This window comes from Methylobacterium sp. 275MFSha3.1 (genome assembly GCF_900108435.1).
Taxonomy (GTDB): domain Bacteria; phylum Pseudomonadota; class Alphaproteobacteria; order Rhizobiales; family Beijerinckiaceae; genus Methylobacterium.
On sequence record NZ_FNWP01000002.1, the window covers coordinates 583,053 to 605,687 of the forward strand.

At 70.9% G+C, this 22,635-nt stretch carries 23 protein-coding genes and 1 tRNA gene; 13 read left to right on the forward strand and 11 right to left on the reverse strand.

Translation table 11 applies throughout. The annotated features are described in order from the left end of the window. Positions 1–9 precede the first annotated feature (9 nt). A complete protein-coding gene (locus tag BLW78_RS02740) occupies positions 10–2,889 on the reverse strand; it encodes a phosphoenolpyruvate carboxylase (protein WP_091676377.1) in 2,880 nt (959 codons plus the stop codon). A 208-nt stretch (positions 2,890–3,097) separates the two neighbouring features. On the opposite strand from BLW78_RS02740, the gene BLW78_RS02745 reads away from it, so the two are divergent. Both BLW78_RS02745 and BLW78_RS02750 read left to right on the forward strand, forming a co-directional pair. Continuing rightward, positions 3,098–3,400 carry a hypothetical protein gene (locus tag BLW78_RS02745; protein ID WP_091676379.1) on the forward strand — a complete coding sequence of 101 codons (303 nt, stop codon included), beginning with the start codon at positions 3,098–3,100 and terminating at the stop codon, positions 3,398–3,400. After that, positions 3,397–4,101 carry a hypothetical protein gene (locus BLW78_RS02750; RefSeq protein WP_091676382.1) on the forward strand — a complete coding sequence of 235 codons (705 nt, stop codon included), beginning with the start codon at positions 3,397–3,399 and terminating at the stop codon, positions 4,099–4,101. The genes BLW78_RS02745 and BLW78_RS02750 overlap by 4 nt, the downstream gene beginning before the upstream one ends. A gap of 3 nt (positions 4,102–4,104) precedes the next feature. On the opposite strand, the gene BLW78_RS02755 is transcribed toward BLW78_RS02750, so the two are convergent. Then, the gene (locus BLW78_RS02755) at positions 4,105–4,464 is read right to left on the reverse strand and encodes a helix-hairpin-helix domain-containing protein (RefSeq protein ID WP_091676385.1); all 360 of its coding nucleotides are present in this window, start codon (positions 4,462–4,464) and stop codon (positions 4,105–4,107) included. Between the two features lie 225 nt (positions 4,465–4,689). On the opposite strand from BLW78_RS02755, the gene rpmF reads away from it, so the two are divergent. Further along, the gene (gene rpmF, locus BLW78_RS02760; RefSeq protein WP_003601373.1) at positions 4,690–4,878 is read left to right on the forward strand and encodes a 50S ribosomal protein L32; all 189 of its coding nucleotides are present in this window, start codon (positions 4,690–4,692) and stop codon (positions 4,876–4,878) included. A 19-nt stretch (positions 4,879–4,897) separates the two neighbouring features. Here the strand turns inward: rpmF and BLW78_RS02765 are convergent, their stop codons facing one another. Together BLW78_RS02765 and phaR are read right to left on the reverse strand one after the other, a co-directional pair. Next, a complete protein-coding gene (locus BLW78_RS02765; protein WP_091676387.1) occupies positions 4,898–5,212 on the reverse strand; it encodes a hypothetical protein in 315 nt (104 codons plus the stop codon). Between the two features lie 93 nt (positions 5,213–5,305). After that, positions 5,306–5,902 (reverse strand): polyhydroxyalkanoate synthesis repressor PhaR, encoded by a 597-nt coding sequence (phaR, locus tag BLW78_RS02770; RefSeq protein ID WP_020090776.1) that lies wholly within the window; start codon positions 5,900–5,902, stop codon positions 5,306–5,308. Between the two features lie 325 nt (positions 5,903–6,227). Between phaR and BLW78_RS02775 the strand changes: the two genes are divergently transcribed. The 4 genes from BLW78_RS02775 to BLW78_RS02790 all read left to right on the forward strand — a co-directional run bounded on the left by BLW78_RS02775 (position 6,228) and on the right by BLW78_RS02790 (position 9,412). Continuing rightward, the gene (locus BLW78_RS02775) at positions 6,228–7,412 is read left to right on the forward strand and encodes an acetyl-CoA C-acetyltransferase (RefSeq protein WP_091676390.1); all 1,185 of its coding nucleotides are present in this window, start codon (positions 6,228–6,230) and stop codon (positions 7,410–7,412) included. 114 nt (positions 7,413–7,526) lie between these two features. Beyond that, a complete protein-coding gene (gene phbB / locus BLW78_RS02780; RefSeq protein WP_020090774.1) occupies positions 7,527–8,255 on the forward strand; it encodes an acetoacetyl-CoA reductase in 729 nt (242 codons plus the stop codon). A gap of 497 nt (positions 8,256–8,752) precedes the next feature. Then, complete coding sequence (locus tag BLW78_RS02785) at positions 8,753–9,151, forward strand: hypothetical protein (RefSeq protein WP_091676392.1); 399 nt, start codon at positions 8,753–8,755, stop codon at positions 9,149–9,151. A 21-nt stretch (positions 9,152–9,172) separates the two neighbouring features. Next, on the forward strand, positions 9,173–9,412 hold the full coding sequence (locus BLW78_RS02790; RefSeq protein ID WP_091676395.1) for a hypothetical protein: 240 nt from the start codon (positions 9,173–9,175) through the stop codon (positions 9,410–9,412). A 220-nt stretch (positions 9,413–9,632) separates the two neighbouring features. Here BLW78_RS02790 and BLW78_RS02795 read toward each other — a convergent pair whose 3' ends face one another. Further along, a complete protein-coding gene (locus BLW78_RS02795; RefSeq protein ID WP_091676396.1) occupies positions 9,633–10,859 on the reverse strand; it encodes a glycerophosphodiester phosphodiesterase family protein in 1,227 nt (408 codons plus the stop codon). A gap of 95 nt (positions 10,860–10,954) precedes the next feature. After that, on the reverse strand, positions 10,955–11,383 hold the full coding sequence (locus BLW78_RS02800) for a cupin domain-containing protein (RefSeq protein WP_091676399.1): 429 nt from the start codon (positions 11,381–11,383) through the stop codon (positions 10,955–10,957). A gap of 99 nt (positions 11,384–11,482) precedes the next feature. On the opposite strand from BLW78_RS02800, the gene BLW78_RS02805 reads away from it, so the two are divergent. Continuing rightward, positions 11,483–12,106 (forward strand): ribonuclease D, encoded by a 624-nt coding sequence (locus BLW78_RS02805; RefSeq protein ID WP_091676404.1) that lies wholly within the window; start codon positions 11,483–11,485, stop codon positions 12,104–12,106. 164 nt (positions 12,107–12,270) lie between these two features. Here the strand turns inward: BLW78_RS02805 and BLW78_RS02810 are convergent, their stop codons facing one another. Further along, positions 12,271–12,909 carry a VOC family protein gene (locus BLW78_RS02810; RefSeq protein WP_091676407.1) on the reverse strand — a complete coding sequence of 213 codons (639 nt, stop codon included), beginning with the start codon at positions 12,907–12,909 and terminating at the stop codon, positions 12,271–12,273. Between the two features lie 218 nt (positions 12,910–13,127). After that, the gene (gene glnA, locus BLW78_RS02815; protein ID WP_012322030.1) at positions 13,128–14,537 is read right to left on the reverse strand and encodes a type I glutamate--ammonia ligase; all 1,410 of its coding nucleotides are present in this window, start codon (positions 14,535–14,537) and stop codon (positions 13,128–13,130) included. A gap of 334 nt (positions 14,538–14,871) precedes the next feature. On the opposite strand from glnA, the gene BLW78_RS02820 reads away from it, so the two are divergent. Continuing rightward, positions 14,872–15,906: a glutamine synthetase beta-grasp domain-containing protein gene (locus tag BLW78_RS02820; protein ID WP_012322031.1), complete on the forward strand. Its 1,035-nt coding sequence runs from the start codon at positions 14,872–14,874 to the stop codon at positions 15,904–15,906. 266 nt (positions 15,907–16,172) lie between these two features. Here the strand turns inward: BLW78_RS02820 and BLW78_RS02825 are convergent, their stop codons facing one another. Both BLW78_RS02825 and BLW78_RS02830 read right to left on the reverse strand, forming a co-directional pair. Next, a complete protein-coding gene (locus tag BLW78_RS02825; protein ID WP_091676409.1) occupies positions 16,173–16,352 on the reverse strand; it encodes a DUF2735 domain-containing protein in 180 nt (59 codons plus the stop codon). A gap of 183 nt (positions 16,353–16,535) precedes the next feature. Then, positions 16,536–16,874 carry a P-II family nitrogen regulator gene (locus tag BLW78_RS02830; RefSeq protein WP_003600526.1) on the reverse strand — a complete coding sequence of 113 codons (339 nt, stop codon included), beginning with the start codon at positions 16,872–16,874 and terminating at the stop codon, positions 16,536–16,538. Between the two features lie 194 nt (positions 16,875–17,068). On the opposite strand from BLW78_RS02830, the gene BLW78_RS02835 reads away from it, so the two are divergent. Then, positions 17,069–18,571, forward strand: coding sequence for an NAD(P)H-hydrate dehydratase (locus BLW78_RS02835; RefSeq protein ID WP_091676412.1), 1,503 nt, complete (start codon positions 17,069–17,071; stop codon positions 18,569–18,571). A 16-nt stretch (positions 18,572–18,587) separates the two neighbouring features. Here BLW78_RS02835 and BLW78_RS02840 read toward each other — a convergent pair whose 3' ends face one another. Then, complete coding sequence (locus BLW78_RS02840; RefSeq protein ID WP_020090764.1) at positions 18,588–20,090, reverse strand: multicopper oxidase family protein; 1,503 nt, start codon at positions 20,088–20,090, stop codon at positions 18,588–18,590. A gap of 148 nt (positions 20,091–20,238) precedes the next feature. Here BLW78_RS02840 and BLW78_RS02845 point away from each other — a divergent pair. From BLW78_RS02845 to BLW78_RS02855, 3 genes are all read left to right on the forward strand, one after another. Then, positions 20,239–20,323, forward strand: a tRNA-Leu gene (locus BLW78_RS02845). 131 nt (positions 20,324–20,454) lie between these two features. Further along, on the forward strand, positions 20,455–21,876 hold the full coding sequence (tig, locus tag BLW78_RS02850) for a trigger factor (RefSeq protein ID WP_091676414.1): 1,422 nt from the start codon (positions 20,455–20,457) through the stop codon (positions 21,874–21,876). Between the two features lie 126 nt (positions 21,877–22,002). After that, positions 22,003–22,629 (forward strand): ATP-dependent Clp protease proteolytic subunit, encoded by a 627-nt coding sequence (locus tag BLW78_RS02855; protein ID WP_012322036.1) that lies wholly within the window; start codon positions 22,003–22,005, stop codon positions 22,627–22,629. Positions 22,630–22,635 lie beyond the last annotated feature (6 nt).

Genomic DNA, 22,635 nt, shown 5'->3' on the forward strand with positions numbered 1-22,635 from the left:
GGGCCGCGCCTACCCGAACGCCCCGACCTCGTGCTGGATCATCCCCGAGATCTCCCGCACCTGATCGAACATCCGGCGGATCGGCTGGAACAGGTTGGCGTGCTCCGCCTCGTAGGTGCCGACGTCGCGCGGGCCGGCCGGCTCGCCGAAGTTCAGGCCCAGCGTCGGGTCCGGCGTGACCGGGAAGATCGCGTCGAGGAGCTTCAGGCAGCCGTCGATGTCCAGCCGCAGGAAGCGCTCCAGCAGCTGCTCGCGGGAGATGCCCGCCTGCGGCCGGAAGCCCGGGATGTGCACCGCCAGGAACCAGATCCGGTGGATCAGCGCGAGCCGCAGGGCGTGGAGCAGCGTCAGCCGGGCCGACATGGCGGGCAGGTCCGGGGCGGCCGCACTCAGGGCGAGCCAGTCCCGGGTCAGGCGTCCGAACAGGTTCCGCAGCGCGGGGGCGAGGTCGAGGCGCTCCAGCGCTCCCGAGATCACCACCAGCTCGTCCCGGCGGAAATCCTTCTGGGTGCGCCGCGCCCGCTCCAGCCACACGGCCGGGTCCAGGGTGTCGATATAGGCCCGCAGGACGTCGAGGTCCCCGACCGAGGCGGCGTGCTGGACCAGCCGGAAGGCCCGGGAGAAGCGCACCGAGTCGCGCCGCATGTCGCGGAACAGGTCGGGGCCGCGCTGGGCCGCCCGGCCGATCCCGTGGAGGGAGTTCGCCAGGAAGCCGAGCTGGTGCAGGATCGCGTTGTTGGGGATCGCCCGCATCTGGCGCGGATGGGTGATCCGCGCCGGGCCGCCATTGTCGGTCTGGCGCGCCACCGGGCGCGACCCGGTCCGATCGATCAGGCTCGGGCCGAAGGTGCCGAGGAGCGCCGCGTAGCCCGGGTCGTCGACCAGCGCCTCCATGTCCTGGCGGGCGGCGGTGAAGAATTCGAGGGCGAAGTCCGGCTCGGCGTAGATCGGGTCGATCTTGTCCTCGGAGGCCTTCGGTCGGTCGTTCAGGGCGTAGTCCGAGAACGAATCCTCCTCCGTCACGTCGAGGGCGTAGACGTGCTCGGCGATGCGGGCGACGCTGGCGCGCGCCAGCGCCTCGGTGCCGTACAGCAGGTAGCCGTCGGTGCCCTGGAAGCTCGATTCGAGCCGGACCCGGATGCCGGCCTTCCGGGCGCGGTCGCGCGCGTCCTCGGGGGCGAGGTAGGCGAGGCGGTCGCGCAGGGAGGTCGGATGGGCGCCGCGCCCGATCGACTCGCCGTGCGTGTCGAAGATCGCGAGCTCGACGTCGGACAGGCCGTTCTGGACCAGCATCTCGGTGATGCGCAGCCGCAGCCGCTCGATCCAGAAGGTCGCCGCGAGCTGGCCGACGTAGCGGCCCGAATCGGAGTAGCCGAACTGCACGGTGAGACGGCCGATGCGCTTCAGGTACTGGCGCCAGTGCGGGTTGCGCAGGGCGTCGTCGAGCACCCGGATGCCCTGCTCCAGCGCGCTCGCCGTCTCGAACAGCGGCGTGATCTCGAGCTTGTCGGCGATGCCGTAGTGGCGCGCGAGCCAGAGGGCGGCGAGCAGGGTGTAGCCGGTCTCGGTCTCGGCGATGAGGAAGCGCACCGGATGGGTGCCGTCCACGTGCTTGAGGATCTGGGCGATCGTCATCATCAGCCGCGCCGCCGAGGCCCGCTCGGCCGCGAGCGCCCCGAAATCGACCGCCACCGGGCGGACGTCGTTCAGCAGCGTGTGGATCGTCGCGAGGTGCGAGCGGCGCCGGGCCGCGTCGGTGGGCTCGCCCTCCAGGTCGATCACCCGCCGCACCGCGTTGTGGATCTGGCTGGCGTTCAGCCGGAAATGCGGCAGGGCGTTCGACAGGCCGTGCGTCGCGACGCCCGCGCGCAGGACGGCGATCCGGCGCTGGTCGGCCGCGTCGTCGGCGGCCTCCAGGGCCTTGGTCAGCGCGGCGACGAGGGCACCGGCATCGGTCTGGGCGCGCTCGCGCTCGATGATGAGCGCGAGGGCGAAGCGGTGCACCGCCTCCAGGGACGGCTGGTCACCGAGGCGCGGCGCCACGGTGAGCTGGCGGTTCACGGCCGCCAGGGCGTTCTCCGCGAGGGCCCGGACCTCGCGGCAGGCGGGGATCTCGGGCAGGTCGCGCATCACCCGGTCGAACTGCATGCGCTTCGAGATCAGCCGGTAGCGCAGGGTGTCCCACCAGCCGATATCGGTGCGCCCGTCGGTGTCGCAGCCGACCCAGCTGGCGATGGCGAAGGGGCGGGGCGTCAGCTCGGTCCAGCGGTCGGGCCAGCGGGCGCGGGCGGCGTCGAGCAGGGCGCCGTTGAAGGCGTCGAGGGCGAGCCGGCCGTTATTGGCCGCCGCGCAGGCCTGCTCGAACTCGACATCCAGGGTGATCGGCGCGTCCGGCCGGGTCGACAGGGCCGCCGCGCGCGCGACCAGCCCGGCTCGGTCCCTGGCGTCGGGCAGGCTCGCGGCCTCGGCGAGGAGGCCCGCGACGGCTCGGGGCATGCCGAAGGTGGGGTGGGCCGTGAACACCACCGCGAAGGCGGTGCGGTGGATCAGGGCCGCGAAGGCCTCGACGCCGTCCGGCCGGTCGGGCGCCGCCGCCACGAGCCGCGCGGGGATCGCCGCCTGCGGATCCTCCGGCCCGGCATCGAGCCCGACATAGGCCCGCAGCCGTTCCGCCCGCGCCGCCAGCGCTGCGGCACGCAGGCGCACGAACAGGCCGTCGAGGTCGCCCGTCGAGATCTCGTTCCGGTCGAAGCGCCGGGTGATCGCCAGAGTCACCGCCAGGACGGGATTGCGGAACGGGTCCTCCCGGGCCTGATCCCGGGCGGCCTCGATCAGTCCGAGGAGGTGCGCCTCCAGTTCCTCGGGCTCGCGGCTCGGCTCGTGCTGCATCGGTCGGTCCCGGCTCCGGTCTGCCCGCATCTACCCGGTCCGCCGGCCCACGCAAGGAGCGTTCCGCACGTGACCCGGGACTGACCGGATCCTGACAGAGGACGGGGCCGAGGACGTGACGGGGAACACAACCGCGACGCGGCGGGGCGATATCCACGATGGGATGGGGTGGCGGCGGCCTGAACCGCAGGCTAGAGCTGACCTCCTGATGGAGCGCCTGTTCATCATCCTGGCTATTCTGGTCTTCGCTGTCGCCATCGTCGCCGTGGCCGCGATGGCGGCGCGCGGCCGGCGCGAGCCCCTGCGCATGGGTTCCGAACTCGACATCGAGGACGAGGACCTCGTCATCGGCTCGGTCGGACCGCGCAAGAGCCCGATCGACCGCAGCGCCCAGGTGCTCGACCCGCGCGTGCTCGATCTGGACGCGATCGAACTGGAGCCGATCCGCGCCCTCGACCGGACACAGCGCGACGCGGCGCTCCGCGGAGATCCGCCGGGAGCCGGGCGATGAAGCGATGTGCGCGCGGGGTGGCCGGGCTGCTGCTCGCCGGTCCTCTCTGCCTGTCGACGATGCAGGCGACCGCCGCGCCTGCCGGCAAGCCGGCGCCGGCCGCGCCTCCCCAGGCTTCGCCCGCGCAAGTCGCGCCCGCACCGGCCGCGCCCGCCGCGACGGCGCCGCCAGGTCAAGCCGCCCCTCAGGCGGCGAGCCCTACGCCCGCCGCCGGCCCGACCCTCGAGCAGCCCTGCGGGACGCAGGCGGCCCGCTTCGAGAGCGCCAAGGGGTTCAAGATGGTGATCACGCGGGCCGGGCAGGTCCGCACGACGAACCCGCTCAGGCCGCTCACGCCCGAGGTGAACGAGGTTCTCCAGGTCGTGATCGCCGGAAAGGTCGCCACGGCCTACGGGCCCGATTTCACGACGCTGCGGCGCGGCGGCGCCGCGTCGGGTGTCGAGGCGATGCTGGGCAGCCCGATCCACTGGGAGCCGACGCTGCCGACCTTCCCCGACCCGATCGCGATCGTGAGCGAGGAGGGGACGCCCCTGGCGCAGCTGACCTTCCGCGCCTGCGAGGCGCCGCCCGCCGTCAAGGCGCCGAAGGTGCCGAAGGCCGAGGCCCGCAAGAAGGCGCCCCGCCAGGCGGCACCGAAGGCCGCAGCGGCCCCGAAGACGCCCCCCGGCTTCTCCATGCCCCAGGGGGCGATCGCCGAGTAGCGGCTACTTCTGCTTGGCGATGATCTTGTCCTTGATGCCGTCGTAGACGCTCTGCGGGATGATCTTCTTGGAGACGAGATCGTCCTTCCCGCGATACGGCCGTCCCTTGATGATCGCGGCCGCGCGCGCCGCGCCGATACCGGGCAGCGCGTCGAGCTCCTCGGTGCTGGCGCTGTTGAGATCGATCAGCGCCCCCTTGGCGGCGTTCGGCGATCCGGCGACGGGCGCGCTCGGGGCGGCAGGCTTCGCGGGGGCCGTCGGTGCCGCGGTCGTCGGCGCCTGCGGCGCCTGCGCCAGGGCCGGGGCCGCGACGAGGCTCGACAGGAGGGCGAGGAGGGCGAGGGTCTTGGTGGAGGAAGCCATGGCGTTCTCCCGAGGGGCGCGGCCCGCACCGCGGTGCCGTCCGGCCAGATCTGCGCCGCTCCGCTTGAACCCGCCCTTAACGGTTGTGGTCCGGCACCCCTAGTCACGGGCCGGCGCCGGAGCTATAAGCCCGGCCTCATCCGTATCCCGCGGTGTGCGTGGCGATCCTCGATCGAGGAGCCGCCCGCGCGCCGCTTTGTCCGCGGCGTCACGAAGGATCCAGCCATGGCCGTTCCGAAGCGAAAGACCTCCCCCTCCCGCCGCGGCATGCGCCGCTCGGCCGACGCCCTCAAGGCGCCGACCTACGTCGAGGACAAGGATTCCGGCGAGCTGCGCCGTCCGCACCACATCGACCTGAAGACCGGCATGTACCGCGGCCGTCAGGTCCTGAAGGTGAAGTCCGCCGAGGCCTGAGCCTCGCGAAGGCGGCGCCTCAGGCGAGGCGCCGCGCGGCCTCCGCGTAGCGCGCGGCGGCCATCCGGGTCCGTTCCAGGCGCGACGGCAGCAGCGTCGGATCGCCCGCCGTCAGCAACTGCGCGATGAAGCCGGCGCGGGGTCTCCCCGCGGCCGCGCGTTCCGCTGTCCGAGGGGCGGGCGGCTCGTCGGAGCGGCCACCGTCGATCAGGGCGAGCGCCTGGACCTCCGTCCGCGCCGCCTCTGGGGAGACGTCCGCGTCCGGGGCCGGCGCGCGCCGGGTGGAGCGGACCTGTGTCGGGCCGAGACGGCTGACTGTTCCGATACGCACCATGCGCACATTCTCCGCACGTTTCCGTGCCCGTGTCGCAAAGGTGGGGCCGACGTTTACCGATCGTCAACCCTTCGTCCGGTCGGTCCGGCCGAATTACTTTTTCGCGAGCGCTTCCAGGCGCTGCTGCATCTCCAGCATCTGGCGCTTGAGATCGTCCAGCTCGCCGCCCCCGTAGGATGTAGGCTGAGTCGCGGCCGGCGCGGTCGGCTGGGCTCCCGGCGCGGGCGGGGCGAAGCCCGTGAACATCTTCATGGCATCGCCGAAGAAGTTCATGTTGGTGCGCACCTGCTGCTCGATGGCGTTCTGGAACGCCGCCGGGCCGAAGCTCTGGGCGAACTTCTCGCGCAGGCCGTCCTGGTCCTTGGCGAAGTTCGCCATGGAGAATTCGAGGAAGCTCGGCACCATCGTGCGCATGCTGTCGCCGTAGAAGCGGATCAGCTGGCGCAGGAACGCCACCGGGAGCAGGTTCTCGGCGCCGGCCTTGTTCTCCTGCTCGAAGATGATCTGCGTCAGGACCGAGCGGGTGATGTCGTCGCCCGTGCGCGCGTCGTAGACGACGAAATCCTCGCCGTTCTGCACCATCGTGGCGAGGTCCTCCAGCGTCACGTACGTCGAGGTGCCGGTGTGATAGAGGCGCCGGTTGGCGTACTTCTTGATGACGGTCTGGGTGGCCTTGACGGTATCCGCCATCGGGAACGGCCTTTCTGGACTCGGGACCGGGGGGCGTTGCAGACGCGCGGTGCTGTCTGACGGGGGCTGTCTTCGCGCCCGCAACACGATCCTTAAAGCCTTCCCCGGGCGCAGAAAACAGCAAACTGCAGCTGTTCAACGCAGAATAATGCAGAGCGGTCGGGGCGGTCGCGCCATTTCAGTCTCGCGGTCGCGTCATCGGCGCGTTTGGCGCGTTGATCCACAACCTTGACTTCGCCCACCTCAGGCCCTTCATCCCAGGGCCGGCACAGAGCGCGCCCCGGGACGTGGAAGGCGCGCCGGCTCGCGAGAGGAGAACGTTCACATGGCAGGCAGCGAAGAGATCGTCATCGTCGGGGCGGCGCGCACGCCGGTCGGCTCGTTCGGCGGCGCCTTCGGGGCGGTGCCGGCCCACGAGCTCGGCGCGACGGCGATCAAGGCCGCCCTGGAGCGCGCCAAGGTCTCGCCCGACGAGGTGGACGAGGTGATCTTCGGCCAGGTCCTCACCGCGGGCGCCGGCCAGAACCCCGCCCGGCAGGCGGCCATCAAGGCCGGCATCCCCGAGAAGGCCACCGCCTGGGGCCTCAACCAGGTCTGCGGCTCGGGCCTGCGCACGGTCGCGATCGGCATGCAGCAGATCGCCAACGGCGACGCCAAGGTCATCGTGGCCGGCGGCCAGGAATCGATGTCGCTGTCGCCCCACGCGCAGTACCTGCGCGGCGGCCAGAAGATGGGCGACGTGAAGCTCGTCGACACGATGATCAAGGACGGGCTCTGGGACGCCTTCAACGGCTACCACATGGGCCAGACCGCCGAGAACGTCGCCCAGGCCTTCCAGCTCACCCGCGAGCAGCAGGACCAGTTCGCGACCCGCTCGCAGAACAAGGCCGAGGCCGCCCGCAAGGAGGGCCGGTTCAAGGACGAGATCGTCCCCGTCACGGTGCCGGGCAAGAAGGGCGACACGATCGTCGACACCGACGAGTACATCCGCGACGGCGCCACCCTGGAGGCGATGGGCAAGCTGAAGCCGGCCTTCACCAAGGACGGCACCGTCACGGCCGCCAACGCCTCGGGCCTCAACGACGGCGCCGCCGCCCTGGTGCTGATGTCGGCCTCGGAGGCCGAGCGCCGCGGCCTGACCCCGCTCGCCCGGATCAAGTCCTGGGCGACCGCGGGCGTCGACCCGAAGGTGATGGGCACCGGCCCGATCCCGGCCTCGCGCAAGGCCCTGGAGAAGGCCGGCTGGAAGCCGTCCGACCTCGACCTGATCGAGGCGAACGAGGCCTTCGCGGCCCAGGCGCTGGCCGTGAACAAGGACATGGGCTGGGACGACGCGAAGGTGAACGTCAACGGCGGCGCCATCGCCATCGGCCACCCGATCGGTGCCTCGGGCGCCCGCGTCCTCGTCACCCTGCTCCACGAGATGAAGCGCCGCGACGCCAAGAAGGGCCTCGCCACGCTCTGCATCGGCGGCGGCATGGGCGTGGCGATGTGCGTCGAGCGGACCTGATCGGTCTGTCACGACAGTATCGGCCCACAACATAGACTTAAGGCCGAAGTCAGAAAAAATCGCGTGCGGACGCCATCCGCACGCGGCATCAAGTGATGCGAACAGGAGGAAACAATGGCTCAAGGACGCGTCGCCCTCGTGACGGGCGGCACCCGCGGCATCGGCGCGGCGATCTCGAAGCGGCTCAAGGACAAGGGCTACAAGGTCGCCGCCAACTACGCCGGCAACGACGAGGCGGCCAACGCCTTCAAGGCCGAGACCGGAATCCCCGTCTTCAAGTTCGACGTGGGTGATCTCGCGAGCTGCGAGGCCGGCATCAAGGCGATCGAGGCCGAACTCGGCCCGGTGGACATCCTGGTGAACAACGCCGGCATCACCCGGGACGGTGCCTTCCACAAGATGACGTTCGAGAAGTGGCAGGCGGTCATCAAGACCAACCTCGACTCGATGTTCACCTGCACCCGTCCGCTGATCGAGGGCATGCGCAGCCGCAACTTCGGCCGCATCATCATCATCTCGTCGATCAACGGCCAGAAGGGCCAGGCCGGGCAGACCAACTACTCGGCCGCCAAGGCCGGCGTGATCGGCTTCGCCAAGGCGCTCGCGCAGGAGAGCGCCTCGAAGGGCATCACGGTGAACGTGGTGGCGCCCGGCTACATCGCCACCGAGATGGTGATGGCGGTGGCGGAGGACATCCGCAACAAGATCATCTCCACGATCCCGACCGGCCGCCTCGGCGAGGCCGACGAGATCGCCCACGCGGTCGAGTATCTCGCCAGCGACGAGGCCGGCTTCGTGAACGGCTCGACGCTGACCATCAACGGCGGCCAGCACTTCGTCTGATCGCCGCGGGCGCGCCGGATCGACCCGGCGCGCCCGCCCTGTGGGCGAGCCGCCCCACCGCGCCGGACGCGCATCTCTCCGTCCGGTGAGCGTTCCTTCCGACACTCCGCGCGGCCGAGCCCGACGACGGCGCTCCCCGCGCCGGCCCCACCTGCCGGCGACCGTGCCGGGACGCGCCGGTCCGGCCCGCGCGCCGCCGGCCGTGGTCGCGAGCCCGGACCATCCGACCCATCAAGCGTGACGAAAGTCCTTCCCCGCGTGCGGAATCGCGCGTCGGGCGGGATAACGGGCATTGCGGGCAGCGATCGAGCCGCCGGCCCGCGTGTTCTGAGACACGAACAATTCGAACGGCCTCGTATAGACCTCCTTCCATCGGCTCACGGATGGTCCTGCCGATAGAAATCGAGGTCCTGAGGATCATGAACAACTGGTTTCACGGTAAATTCAGCGTTCAGTTTATCGGCGCGAGCCAGAATTGTTCTTCCCGCACGACCGCGATGCGTGACGACCGCTCCGCGCTGCCCGCAATCGCGAAGCTCGGCCTCGCGGCGGCCTGTGCCCTGGGGCTGGCGGCCTGCGTCACCCCGCAGGAGCGCCACGCGCTGGATCAGAACCAGTGCTACGCCTTCGGCTTCGAGCCCGGCACCGACGGCTTCGCCGAGTGCATGATGGGGCTCCACCAGCAGCGCGCCGTCGCCCAGTCCAACAGCAACCTGTACTGGCAGGCGCAGCTCGCCGAGCAGAACCGCCGCCGCGAGGCGCAGCAGGACCTCTACAAGGTCATGAGCCTGCAGCGCACCGGCGACGCGCGGTTCCCCGTCTGCGGCGCCTCCTCGGACGGCGGCATGGATCGCCGGACCATGACTTGGTACGGCCCGAACTGCCGCGCCCGCTGATCCGGATCGAGGGAGGTTCCCATGTCCGACATGACGACGCGCGGCCCGCGCAACCCGAGCCGGATCATCTTCGTGACCGTGGCCCTGATCGGCATCGCCGTCGGGTTCGCGACCGCCAGCCTCGCTTGGTTCACGCTCGCGGTCCTCGGCTCCGCCGCTCTGACCTGCGCGGGTTACGGCCTGATCCGGCGGCGGCTCGGCTGGAAGCCGCTGAGCGGCGAGTACCTGTTCAACCTCCTCCACGTGCTGAGCCCGCACTAGGCGGACACCGCGCACGGCCCCGCGGACGCGCCGCGGGGCTCATCGGCGGGCGGCGCAGGTCCACGAAGACCTGGCCGCGCCGCGCACCCATCCCCCAGACCGCGCCGCCTCCGAGGCCACCATGACGCTCGCCCTCATCATCACCGGCTTCCTGATCGTGAACTTCGTGATGGCCGGCCTCTTCTCCCTCGTGGCCCTCTGGGCCGACTGAGCGGCGGCGCTAAGGAGCGCCGACGCAGTTGGCGTAGAAGGTCGTGGTCGCGGGCCAGTCGGAGAAGACCCCCAGCACGCCCACCTGACCGTGCAGGACGTCGAGCAGCCGCAGGATGTCGCCGTCGCCGGTGACCACCGGCTTGATCGACTGGTAATAGTACCCGCCGCCGCCCTTCAGGGGGCCCGAGCGCTCCAGCGACCACGCGATCAGCCCCAGCCCGGCCGCCTTGGCCTCCCGGGCGTAGGTCGAGGGCTCGATCGCCCCGTCCGGGCCCGGCCGGACCAGCATCCACAGCGGCGGCGCCAGGATCTTCACGCCCTTCCGGGCGAGCTCGGCCATGCCGGGCTGCCACGTGGCGGGCTTCTCGGGGTCGAAGCCCTTCGCGGTCTCGTCCCGGTCGTCGAGGAAGATCGCCTGGCGGCCGAATTCCGGATCCTTCTCCAGCCAGTAGAGGATGTCGCGGAGCTGGAAGCTCTGCGGGTAGACGTCGGAGGCCGGGATCCCGGCCTCCCGGTACTCGTCGACCAGCTGCTGGGCGTACATGTCCTGCGTGTAGGTGCCCTGGAACGGCATCGGAACCTGGGGCGCCTTCAGCTCGGGGGTGAATTTCCGCCCCATCCCCTTCACCAGCGCGATGTACTCCTTGTGCGACATCAGCGTGCCGGTGCCAGCGTAGAGGTCGGTGCGCCAGCGCGGCGTGGCGTTCATGTAGGCCGCCACCGTGGTGGCGTCCGGGTCGGACGCGTCCATCTTCCCGTTCAGCGACTTGAATTCGTCCAGCGTCAGGTCGCTGGTGCAGCACTTGGCCGAGGCCTTCCGCCCGGTGGCCGGGTCGGCCGGCGTGAAGCCCTGCGTGCACTTCGCCGCGAGCTCGGGCCGGGCGAGGATGTCGGTGGTCGTGTGCAGGTCGCACTGGCTGTGGCGGCAGACGAGCTGGCGGTCCTTGGTGAAGGCCACGTCGCACTCGATGATCCCGGCGCCCATCCGGTACGCGGCGAGCAGGCCCTCCCGGGTGTGTTCGGGAAACATCAGCGGCGCGCCGCGGTGCGAGATCGAGAAGGTCCGGGGCGTGTAGGTCCGGTCGACGCCGCAGGCGGCGAGCCTGTCCTTGAGCGGGCCGGGCTTCAGCTGGTCGACGAGATAGAAGGGCCGGGGGCCGAGCTGGGCGGCCTCGCCGGCGAGCGCGGGGCCCGCTCCCAGAAGCAGCCCCAGCCCCAACATGATCGCACGCATCGCGAACCTCCCGTTTCAGGCCGCCGGTAGAGGGGGACGGTGACAGGGGCGTGACCCCGCACGCCCCGGCGCGCCGCCGCCATGATAGCGGCGGATCATCCGCGCGGCGTCGGCCGCCAGTCGGGCGGCGCCATCTCGAAGCCGGCGAAGTCGAAGCCCGGCGAGACCGTGCAGCCGACGAGCGTCCAGGCGCCCGGGCTGGTGGCGGTCTGCCAGTGGCCGGCCGGCACGACGCATTGCGGGCGCTGCCCGGCGGCGAGGTCCGGCCCGAGATGCCGGGCCTCGGCGTCGTGCCCGTTGGGGCTCGTGGTGATCACCAGCGGCGCGCCGGCGTGCCAGTGCCAGATCTCGGTGGCGTCGACCCGGTGCCACGCCGAGACCTCGCCGAGGTCGAGCAGGAAGTAGATCGCGGTGCCGACCGAACGGCCGTCGACGGTCCGTGGATCGCGGAACGTCTCGCGGTAATGGCCGCCCTCCGGATGGGGCTTCAACCCCAGGGTCGCGATCACCTCGGCTGCCGTCATGTCCAGCTCCCTGTCGGTCCCGGCCGCGCGGATCGTCCGCGGCTTGCCGGCACTTGGCACCGATGCTACCGGCCGAAAACCCCGCAAGGTCCGAGAACGATGCCGAGCCCGACCGTACGTCTCCACCGCGGCGACCTGCCCGCCACCTACGACGCGGGGCGGGCGGTGGCCATCGACACCGAGACGCTCGGTCTCAACCCGCATCGGGACCGCCTCTGCGTGGTGCAGCTCTCCACCGGCGACGGCACGGCCGACGTGGTGCAGATCCCGCAGGACGGGCCGGAGCCGGTCGTGCTCAAGCGGGTCCTGGCCGATCCCGGCATCCTGAAGATCTTCCACTTCGCGCGGTTCGACGTGGCGGTCCTGTACAGGGCCCTCGGCGTGATGCCGAGCCCGGTCTACTGCACCAAGATCGCCTCGAAGCTCGCGCGCACCTACACGGATCGCCACGGGCTGAAGGACGTGGTCCGCGAGCTGGTCGGCGTCGACCTGTCGAAGCAGCAGCAATCCTCGGACTGGGGCGCCGAGACCCTGTCGCAGGCCCAGCTCGACTACGCGGCCTCGGACGTCCTCCACCTCCACGCGGCCCGGGAGCGGCTCGACGCGATGCTGGCCCGGGAGGGTCGCACCGATCTCGCGGCCGCCTGCTTCGGCTTCCTGCCGACGCGGGCGCACCTCGACCTCGACGGCTGGCCCGAGACCGACATCTTCGCGCACACCTGAGGGTCCGGCGGGGCCTGCACACTTCCTGTGCGGAGTGAGACTTTCCTGTCACCGCACCGCGATAAGTCGCTGGTAGGTTGTGGCTGCCTGGACTTCCGAGTCCCGGCCAGGCCCTCCTCGCCGGTCGCCCACCCGATCAGGCCGGCGAGGAGGGTCCGTCGCCCTCAGGTCAGGGTCCGCGGGCCCGACGGCGTGCTGATCCGGGCAGTCCAGCGCGGGCCCGGGCCGGACACAACCTGTGGTGGAACGTCGAGGCCCAGCGCCGCGTGAAGCCCCGCGACGGCGTCGGGATCCGGATGCGTCAGGACGAGCGCCTCCAGACCGGCGCCGAGATCCGGCATCGTCGCGGCGGGATTGCCGCGCGGTCCCCACGCCATCGCGCAGGGCGCGGCACCGTCCGCCGGCCACGCCCCGCCCGGGGGCACCGCGAAGCGCCAGGACAGGTCGCCCCGGGTCATCGTCGCCGCCGCGCCGAGGAGCGCGCCGTGCGCGGCGAGGAGGCCGTCGAGATCGTCCGCGCGGGCGACGAAGCCGCGCAGCCGCCGGCCCGAATCCCAGTCGGCCCGCACCCGCGCCGCGTCGCCGAGGCCGAACCAGCGGGCGCCCGACGGCGGCGGCGCCTCCGGATCGACGGCGATCACCTCGAGGAACAGGGCGCCGCCGAGGCGCAGCAGGTGGTTGCGCGTGCCCATCTCGCGGTGGCGACCGCCCTCGGGCATGGCGAGGCCGAGGCAGTCCCGCACATGGGCCACGCCCTCCGCGAGGTCGGGCGCGACGACGACGAGGTGGTCGAGGGTGAGCATCGTTCGGGCTCCGTGTGCGCGGGCACCTATGCAGCCGGCCGCCGGGCATGCCCGGGACCGCACCGGTCCCGCCCCGGTCTCGGCGCTCACGGGCTGCCTCGGGTGAGGCGGCGAGGGGTAACGCCTGAGCGTCCCCAAGAAAAAGGCCGGGGCCCCGCGAGAGGCCCCGGCCCGGAAGTGCGTGCCGGGCCGGGCCTCGTGCCCGGCCGGCTCTCACATCACAGCGAGTAGTACTGCACGAACTCGATCGGGTGCGGGGTCATCTCGTAGCGCAGGACCTCGGTCATCTTCAGCTCGATGAACGAGTCGATCTGGTCGTCCGAGAACACGCCGCCCTCCTTGAGGAAGGCCCGGTCCTTGTCGAGGCTGTTCAGGGCCTCCCGGAGCGACCCGCACACGGTCGGGATCTTCTTCAGCTCCCGCGGCGGCAGCTCGTACAGGTCCTTGTCCATGGCCGGGCCCGGGTCGATCTTGTTCCGGATGCCGTCGAGGCCGGCCATCAGCAGCGCGGAGAAGGCGAGGTAGGGGTTCGCCATCGGGTCGGGGAAGCGGACCTCGACGCGCTTGGCCTTCGGGCTCTTGGTCCACGGGATGCGGCAGGAGGCCGAGCGGTTGCGCGCCGAGTAGGCAAGCAGCACCGGCGCCTCGTAGCCCGGCACCAGGCGCTTGTACGAGTTGGTCGACGGGTTGGTGAAGGCGTTCAGCGCCTTGGCGTGCTTGATGATGCCGCCGATGTACCAGAGGCACTCCTGGGACAGGCCGGCATACTTGTCGCCCGCGAAGACCGGCTTGCCGTCCTTCCAGATCGACTGGTGGACGTGCATCCCTGAGCCGTTGTCGCCGTAGACGGGCTTGGGCATGAAGGTCGCGGACTTGCCGTAGCTCTGCGCGACGTTGTGGATGCAGTACTTGTAGATCTGCATGTGGTCGGCGAGCAGGGTCAGCGTGTCGAACTTCATGCCGAGTTCGTGCTGGGCCGAGGCCACCTCGTGGTGGTGCTTCTCGACCTTCACGCCCATGGACTGCATGGCCGCGAGCATCTCGCCGCGCATGTCCTGCGCCGAGTCCTGCGGCGGCACCGGGAAGTAGCCGCCCTTGGTCTGGACCCGGTGGCCGAGGTTGCCGCCCTCGTAATCGGTGAAGCCGTTGGTCGGCAATTCGGTGGAGTCGAGCTCGAAGCCCGTGCGGTACGGGTCGGCGCCGAACTTCACGTCGTCGAACACGAAGAACTCGGCCTCGGGGCCGACGTAGATCGTGTCGCCGATGCCGGTCTGTTGCAGGTAGGCCTCGGCGCGCTTGGCGGTGCCGCGCGGGTCACGGCCGTAGGGCTCGCCGGTGGCCGGCTCCAGCACGTCGCAGACGATCGACATGGTCGCGGCCGAGAAGAACGGGTCCAGCGTGGCGGTGACGGGATCCGGCATCAGCAGCATGTCGGACTCGTTAATCGCCTTCCAGCCGGCGATCGAGGAGCCGTCGAACATGGTGCCCTCGTCGAAGATCTCCTCGTCGATGAGCGACACGTCGAACGTGACGTGCTGCCACTTGCCGCGCGGGTCGGTGAACCGGAAGTCCACGTAACGCACGTCGTTGTCCCGGATCGTCTTCAGCACCTCGGCCGCAGTCGTCATCGTGGGCATCCTCCAGGGATCTCTGAATCGGCTCTCGTGGCGCACCCGCACGCGGTCGCGCGCACCGGCAAGCGGCGCTTGATATCCGGCGCGGGCGTACCTTGCCACCCGCCGGGCAGCGGAATCGGCCGACGGATGAAACGATCGGCCCGTTCGCGCACCCGATCTCGTAACCGTGATCGGCAGCTCCGTTTCTAGGGCACCGTTGTTCTCCGGCAATGGCCTTCCTGGCACGATCCATGCAATTGCGGCCGCAGCCGTCGACGAGGCGGCAAGCCGTTCGCGTCTTCCCGGGTTGCCCAGGTCGCGCATCGATACGGACGAGAGAACCGGAATGACCAAATACAAGCTCGAGTACATATGGCTCGACGGGTACACGCCGACCCCGAACCTCCGCGGTAAGACGCAGATCAAGGAATTCGACAGCTTCCCGACCCTCGAGCAGCTCCCGATGTGGGGCTTCGACGGCTCGTCCACCAAGCAGGCCGAGGGCGGCAGCTCCGACTGCATGCTGAAGCCCGTGCGCCACTTCCCCGACCCGGCCCGCAAGAACGGCGTGCTGGTGATGTGCGAAGTGATGATGCCGGACGGCGTGACCCCGCACGAGTCCAACAAGCGCGCCACCATCCTGGACGATGCCGGCGCCTGGTTCGGCTTCGAGCAGGAGTACTTCCTGTACAAGGACGGCCGCCCGCTCGGCTTCCCGGCCTCCGGCTACCCGGCGCCGCAGGGCCCGTACTACACCGGCGTCGGCTATTCGAACGTCGGCGACGTCGCCCGCAAGATCGTCGAGGAGCACCTCGACCTCTGTCTCGACGCCGGCATCAACCACGAGGGCATCAACGCCGAGGTGGCCAAGGGCCAGTGGGAGTTCCAGATCTTCGGCAAGGGCTCCAAGAAGGCCGCCGACGAGATGTGGATGGCCCGCTACCTCCTGCAGCGCCTCTGCGAGAAGTACGGCATCGACGTCGAGTACCACTGCAAGCCGCTCGGCGACACCGACTGGAACGGGTCGGGCATGCACTGCAACTTCTCGACCGCGTTCATGCGCGAGCACGGCGGCAAGGCCTACTTCGAGAAGCTCATGGAGGCGTTCAAGAACGCCCGCGAGGAGCACATCGCCGTCTACGGTCCGGACAACCACATGCGCCTGACCGGCAAGCACGAGACCGCCTCGATCCACGAGTTCTCGTACGGCGTGGCCGACCGCGGCGCCTCGATCCGCGTGCCGCACTCCTTCGTGAACAACGGCTACAAGGGCTACCTGGAGGACCGCCGCCCGAACTCGCAGGGCGACCCCTACCAGATCGCCTCGCAGGTGCTGAAGACGATCGCTTCCGTGCCGACCGAGGCCGCTGCAGCCGCGTAAGACGCGGAGCTTCGACAGACGATGCGAAGCCGGGCCCTCGGGTCCGGCTTCGCCGTTTCCGGGGTAACGGGCTTCCGATCTACCCCGTCCTGGGGGTTGGAGCGCGGCGCAGGCCTCGACGGAGGCCTCCGGGGATCGCGCGGACCGCCGTGCGCCCTCTCGAAGCCCGCTGGCGCGGGCACGTCAGGATGAGTGGGTCGGGTGAGGGAGCCCGTCGGGCCTGCTCGACGGCCGCAGGGGCGCCATCGCTCCCGAATTCCCCCGCCTCAGGACCGCCGCGGGCGCTCGTCCTCGCGGATGGCGGCCTCGTGGTACCACGCGCCTCCGCCGAAGCTCGGCACGGGCGCGGGCTTCGCCTCCGGAGCCGCCCGGGCGGTATCGCGCGCGCGTCGGAACGCGGACAGATCGTAGATCTTGGCGGTCTCGCGCGGGTCCGTGGCGGCCATCGCACTTCCTCCTGCACCGGTTCGAGCGGCCGATCGGGCCGGCCGTTCTCGATGATGTGGGGTGCGGGAAGCGGCGCTCCAGGGCCGGAGGCGCCGATGCCGGACATTCGCGCAGTGCGAAATCTTAGGCAGTGTCGCGCGGTGCGCGGCCGCCGGCGGTCCTGGACCGCGGGCGGGCTCGGGTCAGATCGCGTCCGTGCCGGTCTCGCCGGTGCGGATGCGGATCGCCTCCTCGATCGTCGAGACGAAGATCTTGCCGTCGCCGATGCGCCCGGTCTGCGCCGACTTGCGGATCGCCTCCACGGCGCCCTCGACCAGGGCGTCGGACAGCACGATCTCGAGCTTCACCTTGGGCAGGAAGTCGACCACGTACTCGGCGCCCCGGTAGAGCTCCGTGTGGCCCTTCTGACGGCCGAAACCCTTCGCCTCGATGACGGTGATGCCCTGGAGGCCGACCTCCTGGAGCGCCTCCTTCACCTCGTCGAGCTTGAAAGGCTTGATGATCGCTTCGATCTTCTTCATGCCGCTCGGGCCTGCGCTGCGGTGCCTGGCATTTCTAACATCCTCGTGACGCCTTCGCCACGCCGTTTTCGCGGCGTGTCCGACCATAGTGCCTATTTGCTGTGCGATGCACGCACATCCTTAGAGCGCTTCACCGGAATCTGGCGCGATTTTAGTCAGGGCTGATCGGTGCACGGGCAGAGGCGGAGACGGATATGCGGTTGCTGACGGTCGCGGCAATGAGGCGGGTCGATGCCGCGGCAATCGAGGGCGGCGTGCCGGGCCTGATGCTGATGGAGGCGGCCGGGGCCGCCGTGGCCGGGCGCGCCCGGGCGAGGCTCCCGGCCGGTGGCTGCGTCGTCGTGCTGTGCGGGCCGGGCAACAACGGCGGCGACGGCTACGTGGCCGCGCGCCTGCTGGCCGAAGCCGGCTACGCGGTCGAGCTCCTCAGCCTCGGCGCGGTGTCGGCGCTGACAGGAGACGCCGCGCTCGCGGCCGCGGCCTGGACGGGGCCGGTGCGCCCGGCCGAGGGCGGCGCGCTGCCGTCCGGCGACCTCGTGATCGACGCCCTGTTCGGCGCCGGCCTGTCGCGCGACCTCGACGGCGCCGCCCGCGCGCTCGTCGAGGCGGTGAACGAGGCCGGGATGCCGGTGCTCGCCGTCGACGTGCCGAGCGGGGTCGACGGCGATACCGGCGCGGTGCGCGGCGCCGCCATCCGGGCAGTGGAGACCGTGACCTTCGTGACCTTCAAGCCCGGGCACCTGCTCCAGCCCGGGCGGGGCCTGTGCGGCCAGCTCAGCCTCGCCGATATCGGGACCGGCCCGGCGGCGCTGGAGGCGGGCCTGGCCGCCGGCGCGCCCCTCGACCGGAACGGGCCCGACCTTTGGGGCCGGGACGTCCCGCACCTCACCGGCGCGAGTCACAAGTACACCCGCGGCCACGCCCTGGTCCTGTCCGGGCCGGCCACCAAGACCGGCGCCGCCCGGCTCGCCGCCCGCGGCGCCCTGCGGGTCGGGGCAGGGCTCGTCACCGTCGCGTCCCCGACCGCCGCGCTGCCCGAGAACGCCGCCCACCTCACGGCGATCATGCTGCGGCCCTGCGAGAGCGCCGACGACCTCGACGACTTGCTCACCGACGAGCGGCTGAACGTGATCCTGGCGGGACCCGGGCTCGGCACCGGCGAGCCGACCCGGGAGCGCGTGGCCGTGGCGGCCGCGGCCGGGCGCGGCCTCGTCCTCGATGCCGACGCGCTGACGAGCTTCGCCGGCAAGGCGCCGCTGCTCGCCGCCCATCTCGCCGACGGGGATGCGCGGGCCGTGCTGACCCCGCATGCCGGCGAGTTCGCGCGGCTCTTCGACGGGACGGACGCGATGGCCGAGGGCGCCGACAAGGTCGCCCGGGCCCGCGCGGCGGCCGCGCTCACCGGCGCCGTGGTGGTCTTCAAGGGGGCCGACACGGTGATCGCGGCCCCCGACGGCCGTGCGGCCATCAACGACCACGGCAGCCCCTATCTCGGGACGGCCGGGTCCGGGGACGTGCTCGGCGGCCTGATCGCCGGCCTGCTCGCGCAGGGCATGGAGCCTTTCGCGGCCGCCGCGGCGGGCGTCTGGCTCCACGGGGATGCCGGCCTGCGCCACGGGCCGGGCCTGATCGCCGAGGACATCCCCGAGCTGATGCCGGCGGTCTTGCGCGACCTCGTCGCGTCGACCGGGGGCTGACCCGGCGGCTGACCGCTCAGGTAACCTCGAACATCGTCCAGAGGCCGGTGTCGAACCGCTCCAGCACCGTGGCGCTGATCAGCCAGCGCCCCGGATTGTCCGCCAGGAAGCCGATCCGGGCCGTCCGCCCCTCCAGGAGCTGGAACGTGTCGAGCCAGTAGGGCTCCCAGCCGTCGTCCAGGGGATGGAGCAGGCGGAAGCAGTGGCCGTGCAGGTGCAGGGCCTGCGGGAAGGCGGTCTCGTTGCGCAGGGCCAGCACCACCACCTGCCCGCGCTTCACCGAGAAGATCGGTGCGAGGCCGGCGGTGCCGCTCGCGCCGTTCACCGACCAGATCTTCTGCGGGTCGCCCGTGTAGACCGGATCAGGCGCGGGGCCGTCCTTGGCTCCGTCCTTCACTCCGTCCTTGCCCTTCGGCACGAAGGCGCCGCCGGTGATCACCACGTCGCGGCGCAGGGCGTTCTGGAGCTTGATCTCGGCCGGCAGGCGCTTGTTCTCGCCGATCGGCCCGATCGGGGGTCGCTTCTCGGTGATCCGAGCACCCTTGGTGACGACGCTCGCCAGGACCAGGCCCTTGCCGATCAGCGCGTGGATCTCGCAGGTGGCGCCTTCCTCCTCCGGCAGGTCGACCAGCAGGTCGTAGCGGGTGCCGGGCGGGAAGGGCAGGGTCGCCCGCAGGGGCTCGAACGTGTCGGTGGGCTGGCCGTCGACCGCCGCCACGTAGACCTTCACGCCCTCGAACTTGATGCGCGTTGCCCGGGCGTTGCAGGCATTGCCGAGACGCAGGCGGATTCGGGAGCCGGGCCTCGCCTCGAAGGCGCCCGGCACCGGCTTGCCGTTGACGGTCACGAGATTGCCGAGGCGCCCGTGCGCGGCCGCGAGCGCCGTCTGCCCGAACGGCATGAGGGTGCCGTCGTCCTGGAGCCGCCAGTCCTGCAGGACGACGCTGACGTCGGCGTCGACCGCGGGCGGGTTCGTCTCCTCGACGACCAGCATGCCCGCGAGGCCCCGGCCCGACGGCTCGCTCGCCCCGCCGACGACCAGGGGCCGGATCAGGTAGGAGCCGGCATCCGGCGGCGTGAAAATGTAGAGGAAGTCGCTGCCCGGCGGGATCGGCGCCTGGGTCACGCCGCCGACACCGTCCATGGCGTTGACGTTGCGCACCCCGTGCCAGTGCAGCGACAGCGGCTTGTCGGTCCGGTTCTCGACCTTGAGGCGCAACGCCTGCCCGAGCTTCACCCGGACCACGGGCGGCAGGGCCTTGCCGTCGAAGCACCAGACCGCCGTCTCGGGTGCGGGGTCCGGCCTGAACCGGGCCTTGCCGGGCGCCGCCGGCAGGGCCGCCGGCGCGGGCTCGGGCTGCGGCTGGACGGGCGCGGATGTCCCCGGCGCGGCGGCCGGCGCCTGGGCCCGCGCGGCCTCCGGCGCGAGCCCGAAGGCCGCCGCGGCGGCGAGCAGGGTTCGTCGCGACGGCGTGCCGGCGCGCGAATCGGTCGGCGGCACGGTGCGGGATGGCGGCATGGGATCTCGGCTGCGGCTCGCGACGGACCCGCTCCTTAGCGGCGCGCGGGCTCCCGCGCCACAGGGGCAAGTTTTTTGCTGCGGGCCCGCCGGCCCATGCTATAGGGCGCGCTTCCGGCGGCCGGCGATGCGCCGGATGTCGGCGCGCGCGGGCGTGGCGGAACTGGTAGACGCGCTGGATTTAGGTTCCAGTGTCGCAAGACGTGGGGGTTCGAGCCCCTCCGCCCGCACCAGGACCTCTGCTGAGGTTGCGGTCCCCTCGGGACCCTCCGCCCCGTACCCGACATCTCGGCATCCCGGTCCGCGCGAGCACGACGCCGGCCCGGCCGGCGAACCCAGGTTTCTTTGAAGAGCGACGACGACGATGCAGGTGACCGAGATCAACGCCCAGGGGCTGAAGCGCGAGTTTCAGGTTCTGCTGGCCGCCCAGGAACTCGAGGAGCGCCTGACCAACGAGCTGTCCGGCATGAAGGACAAGGTGCAGCTCAAGGGCTTCCGTCCCGGCAAGGTGCCGGTCGCGCACCTGCGCAAGGTCTACGGCCGCTCCGTGATGGCCGAGGTGGTGCAGAACGCCGTCAACGAGGCGAACCGCCAGATCGTCACCGATAACGGCCTCAAGCTCGCCCTGGAGCCGCAGGTCGAGTTCCCGACCGACCAGGCCGAGGTCGAGAAGGCGCTCGACGCCAAGGGCGACCTCGCCTTCAAGGTCGCCCTCGAGGTGATGCCGAGCTTCGAGCTCGCCGACCTCTCCGACGTCAGCCTGACCAAGCTCGTCGCCAAGCCCGCCGACGCCGAGGTCGACGAGGCCCTGGAGCGCATGGCCGGCCAGAGCCGTCCGTTCACCGAGCGCGATGAGGGCGCCGAGGCCCAGAGCGGCGACCGCGTCACCATCGACTTCGTCGGCCGCATCGACGGCGAGGAGTTCCAGGGCGGCAAGGGCGAGGGCATCGACCTGGAGCTCGGCTCCGGCTCGTTCATCCCGGGCTTCGAGGAGCAGCTCGTCGGCGCCAAGGTCGGCGACAAGCGGCTCGTGAAGGTCACCTTCCCGGCCGAGTACGGGGCCGAGCACCTCGCCGGCAAGGACGCCGAGTTCGACGTGACCGTCACGAAGATCCAGGCGGCGGGCGAGGCCAAGATCGACGACGAGCTCGCCAAGTCCATGGGCATGGAGTCGCTGGAGAAGCTCCGCGAGGCCGTGTCCGAGGCGATCGGCCGGGATTTCGAGGCCGCCTCGCGCCGCCGGCTCAAGAAGGAGCTCCTCGACGCGCTGGACGGCAAGTACGCCTTCGAGCTGCCCCCGTCGCTTGTGGCCCAGGAATTCGCCGCCGTCTGGGCCCAGGTCGAGCAGGACCTCAAGACCCGCGGCAAGACCTTCGAGGACGAGGACACCACCGAGGAGAAGGCCCAGGCCGAGTACCGGAAGATCGCGGAACGGCGCGTCCGTCTCGGTCTCGTGCTTGCGCAGGTCGGCGAGAGCGCCGATATCAAGGTCTCGGACGAGGAGGTGAACCAGGCCCTCATCGCCCGGGTCCGGCAGTTCCCGGGCCAGGAGCAGCAGGTCTGGGACTTCTACCGGAAGAATGCGCAGGCGCTCGCGGAACTCCGCGCGCCCCTGTTCGAGGAGAAGGTCGTCGACCACGTCCTCGGGCAGGTCAAGCTCGTCGAGGAGCCCGTCTCGAAAGAGGCGCTTTTCGCGGACGAAGATGACGACGACACGACCGGCGGCAAGCCGGCAGACAAGGCCGAGGCCAAGGGCGAGTCCAAGACCGAAGCCAAGGCCGACTGAGTCCCGCTCTGTCCCAGGACGGCGGGCAAGGGTTAGGCGATGGTTAAGCATCGCCGGTGTTCGCTGACATGCCCGGGGCTGCCCTGATTCGCGGCAGCCCCGGGCCTCACTCCGGGGCAGGATGAGATGAGAGATCCGATCGACGTCTACAACAACGCGCTCGTGCCGATGGTCGTCGAGCAGTCGAGCCGCGGCGAGCGCGCCTTCGACATCTACTCCCGCCTGCTCCGCGAGCGCATCATCTTCCTCACCGGCCCCGTGGAGGATTACGGCGCGTCGCTGATCGTGGCGCAACTGCTCTTCCTCGAGGCGGAGAACCCGAAGAAGGAAATCTCCTTCTACATCAACTCCCCCGGCGGCGTGGTCACCTCGGGCCTGTCGATCTACGACACGATGCAGTTCATCCGCTGCCCGGTGACGACCCTCTGCGTCGGCCAGGCCGCCTCGATGGGCTCCCTGCTGCTCACCGCCGGCGAGCCGGGCCACCGCTTCGCCCTGCCGAACGCCCGGATCATGGTCCACCAGCCGTCCGGCGGCTTCCAGGGGCAGGCGACCGACATCCTGATCCACGCCCGCGAGATCGAGGCGCTGAAGCGGCGCCTGAACGAGATCTACGTGAAGCACACCGGCCGCGACTACGACACGATCCACACGGCGCTGGAGCGCGACAACTTCATGACCGCCGACGCGGCCAAGGAGTTCGGGCTCATCGACGAGGTGATCGAGAAGCGTCCCGAGCCGGCGGCCGCCTGACCGGCC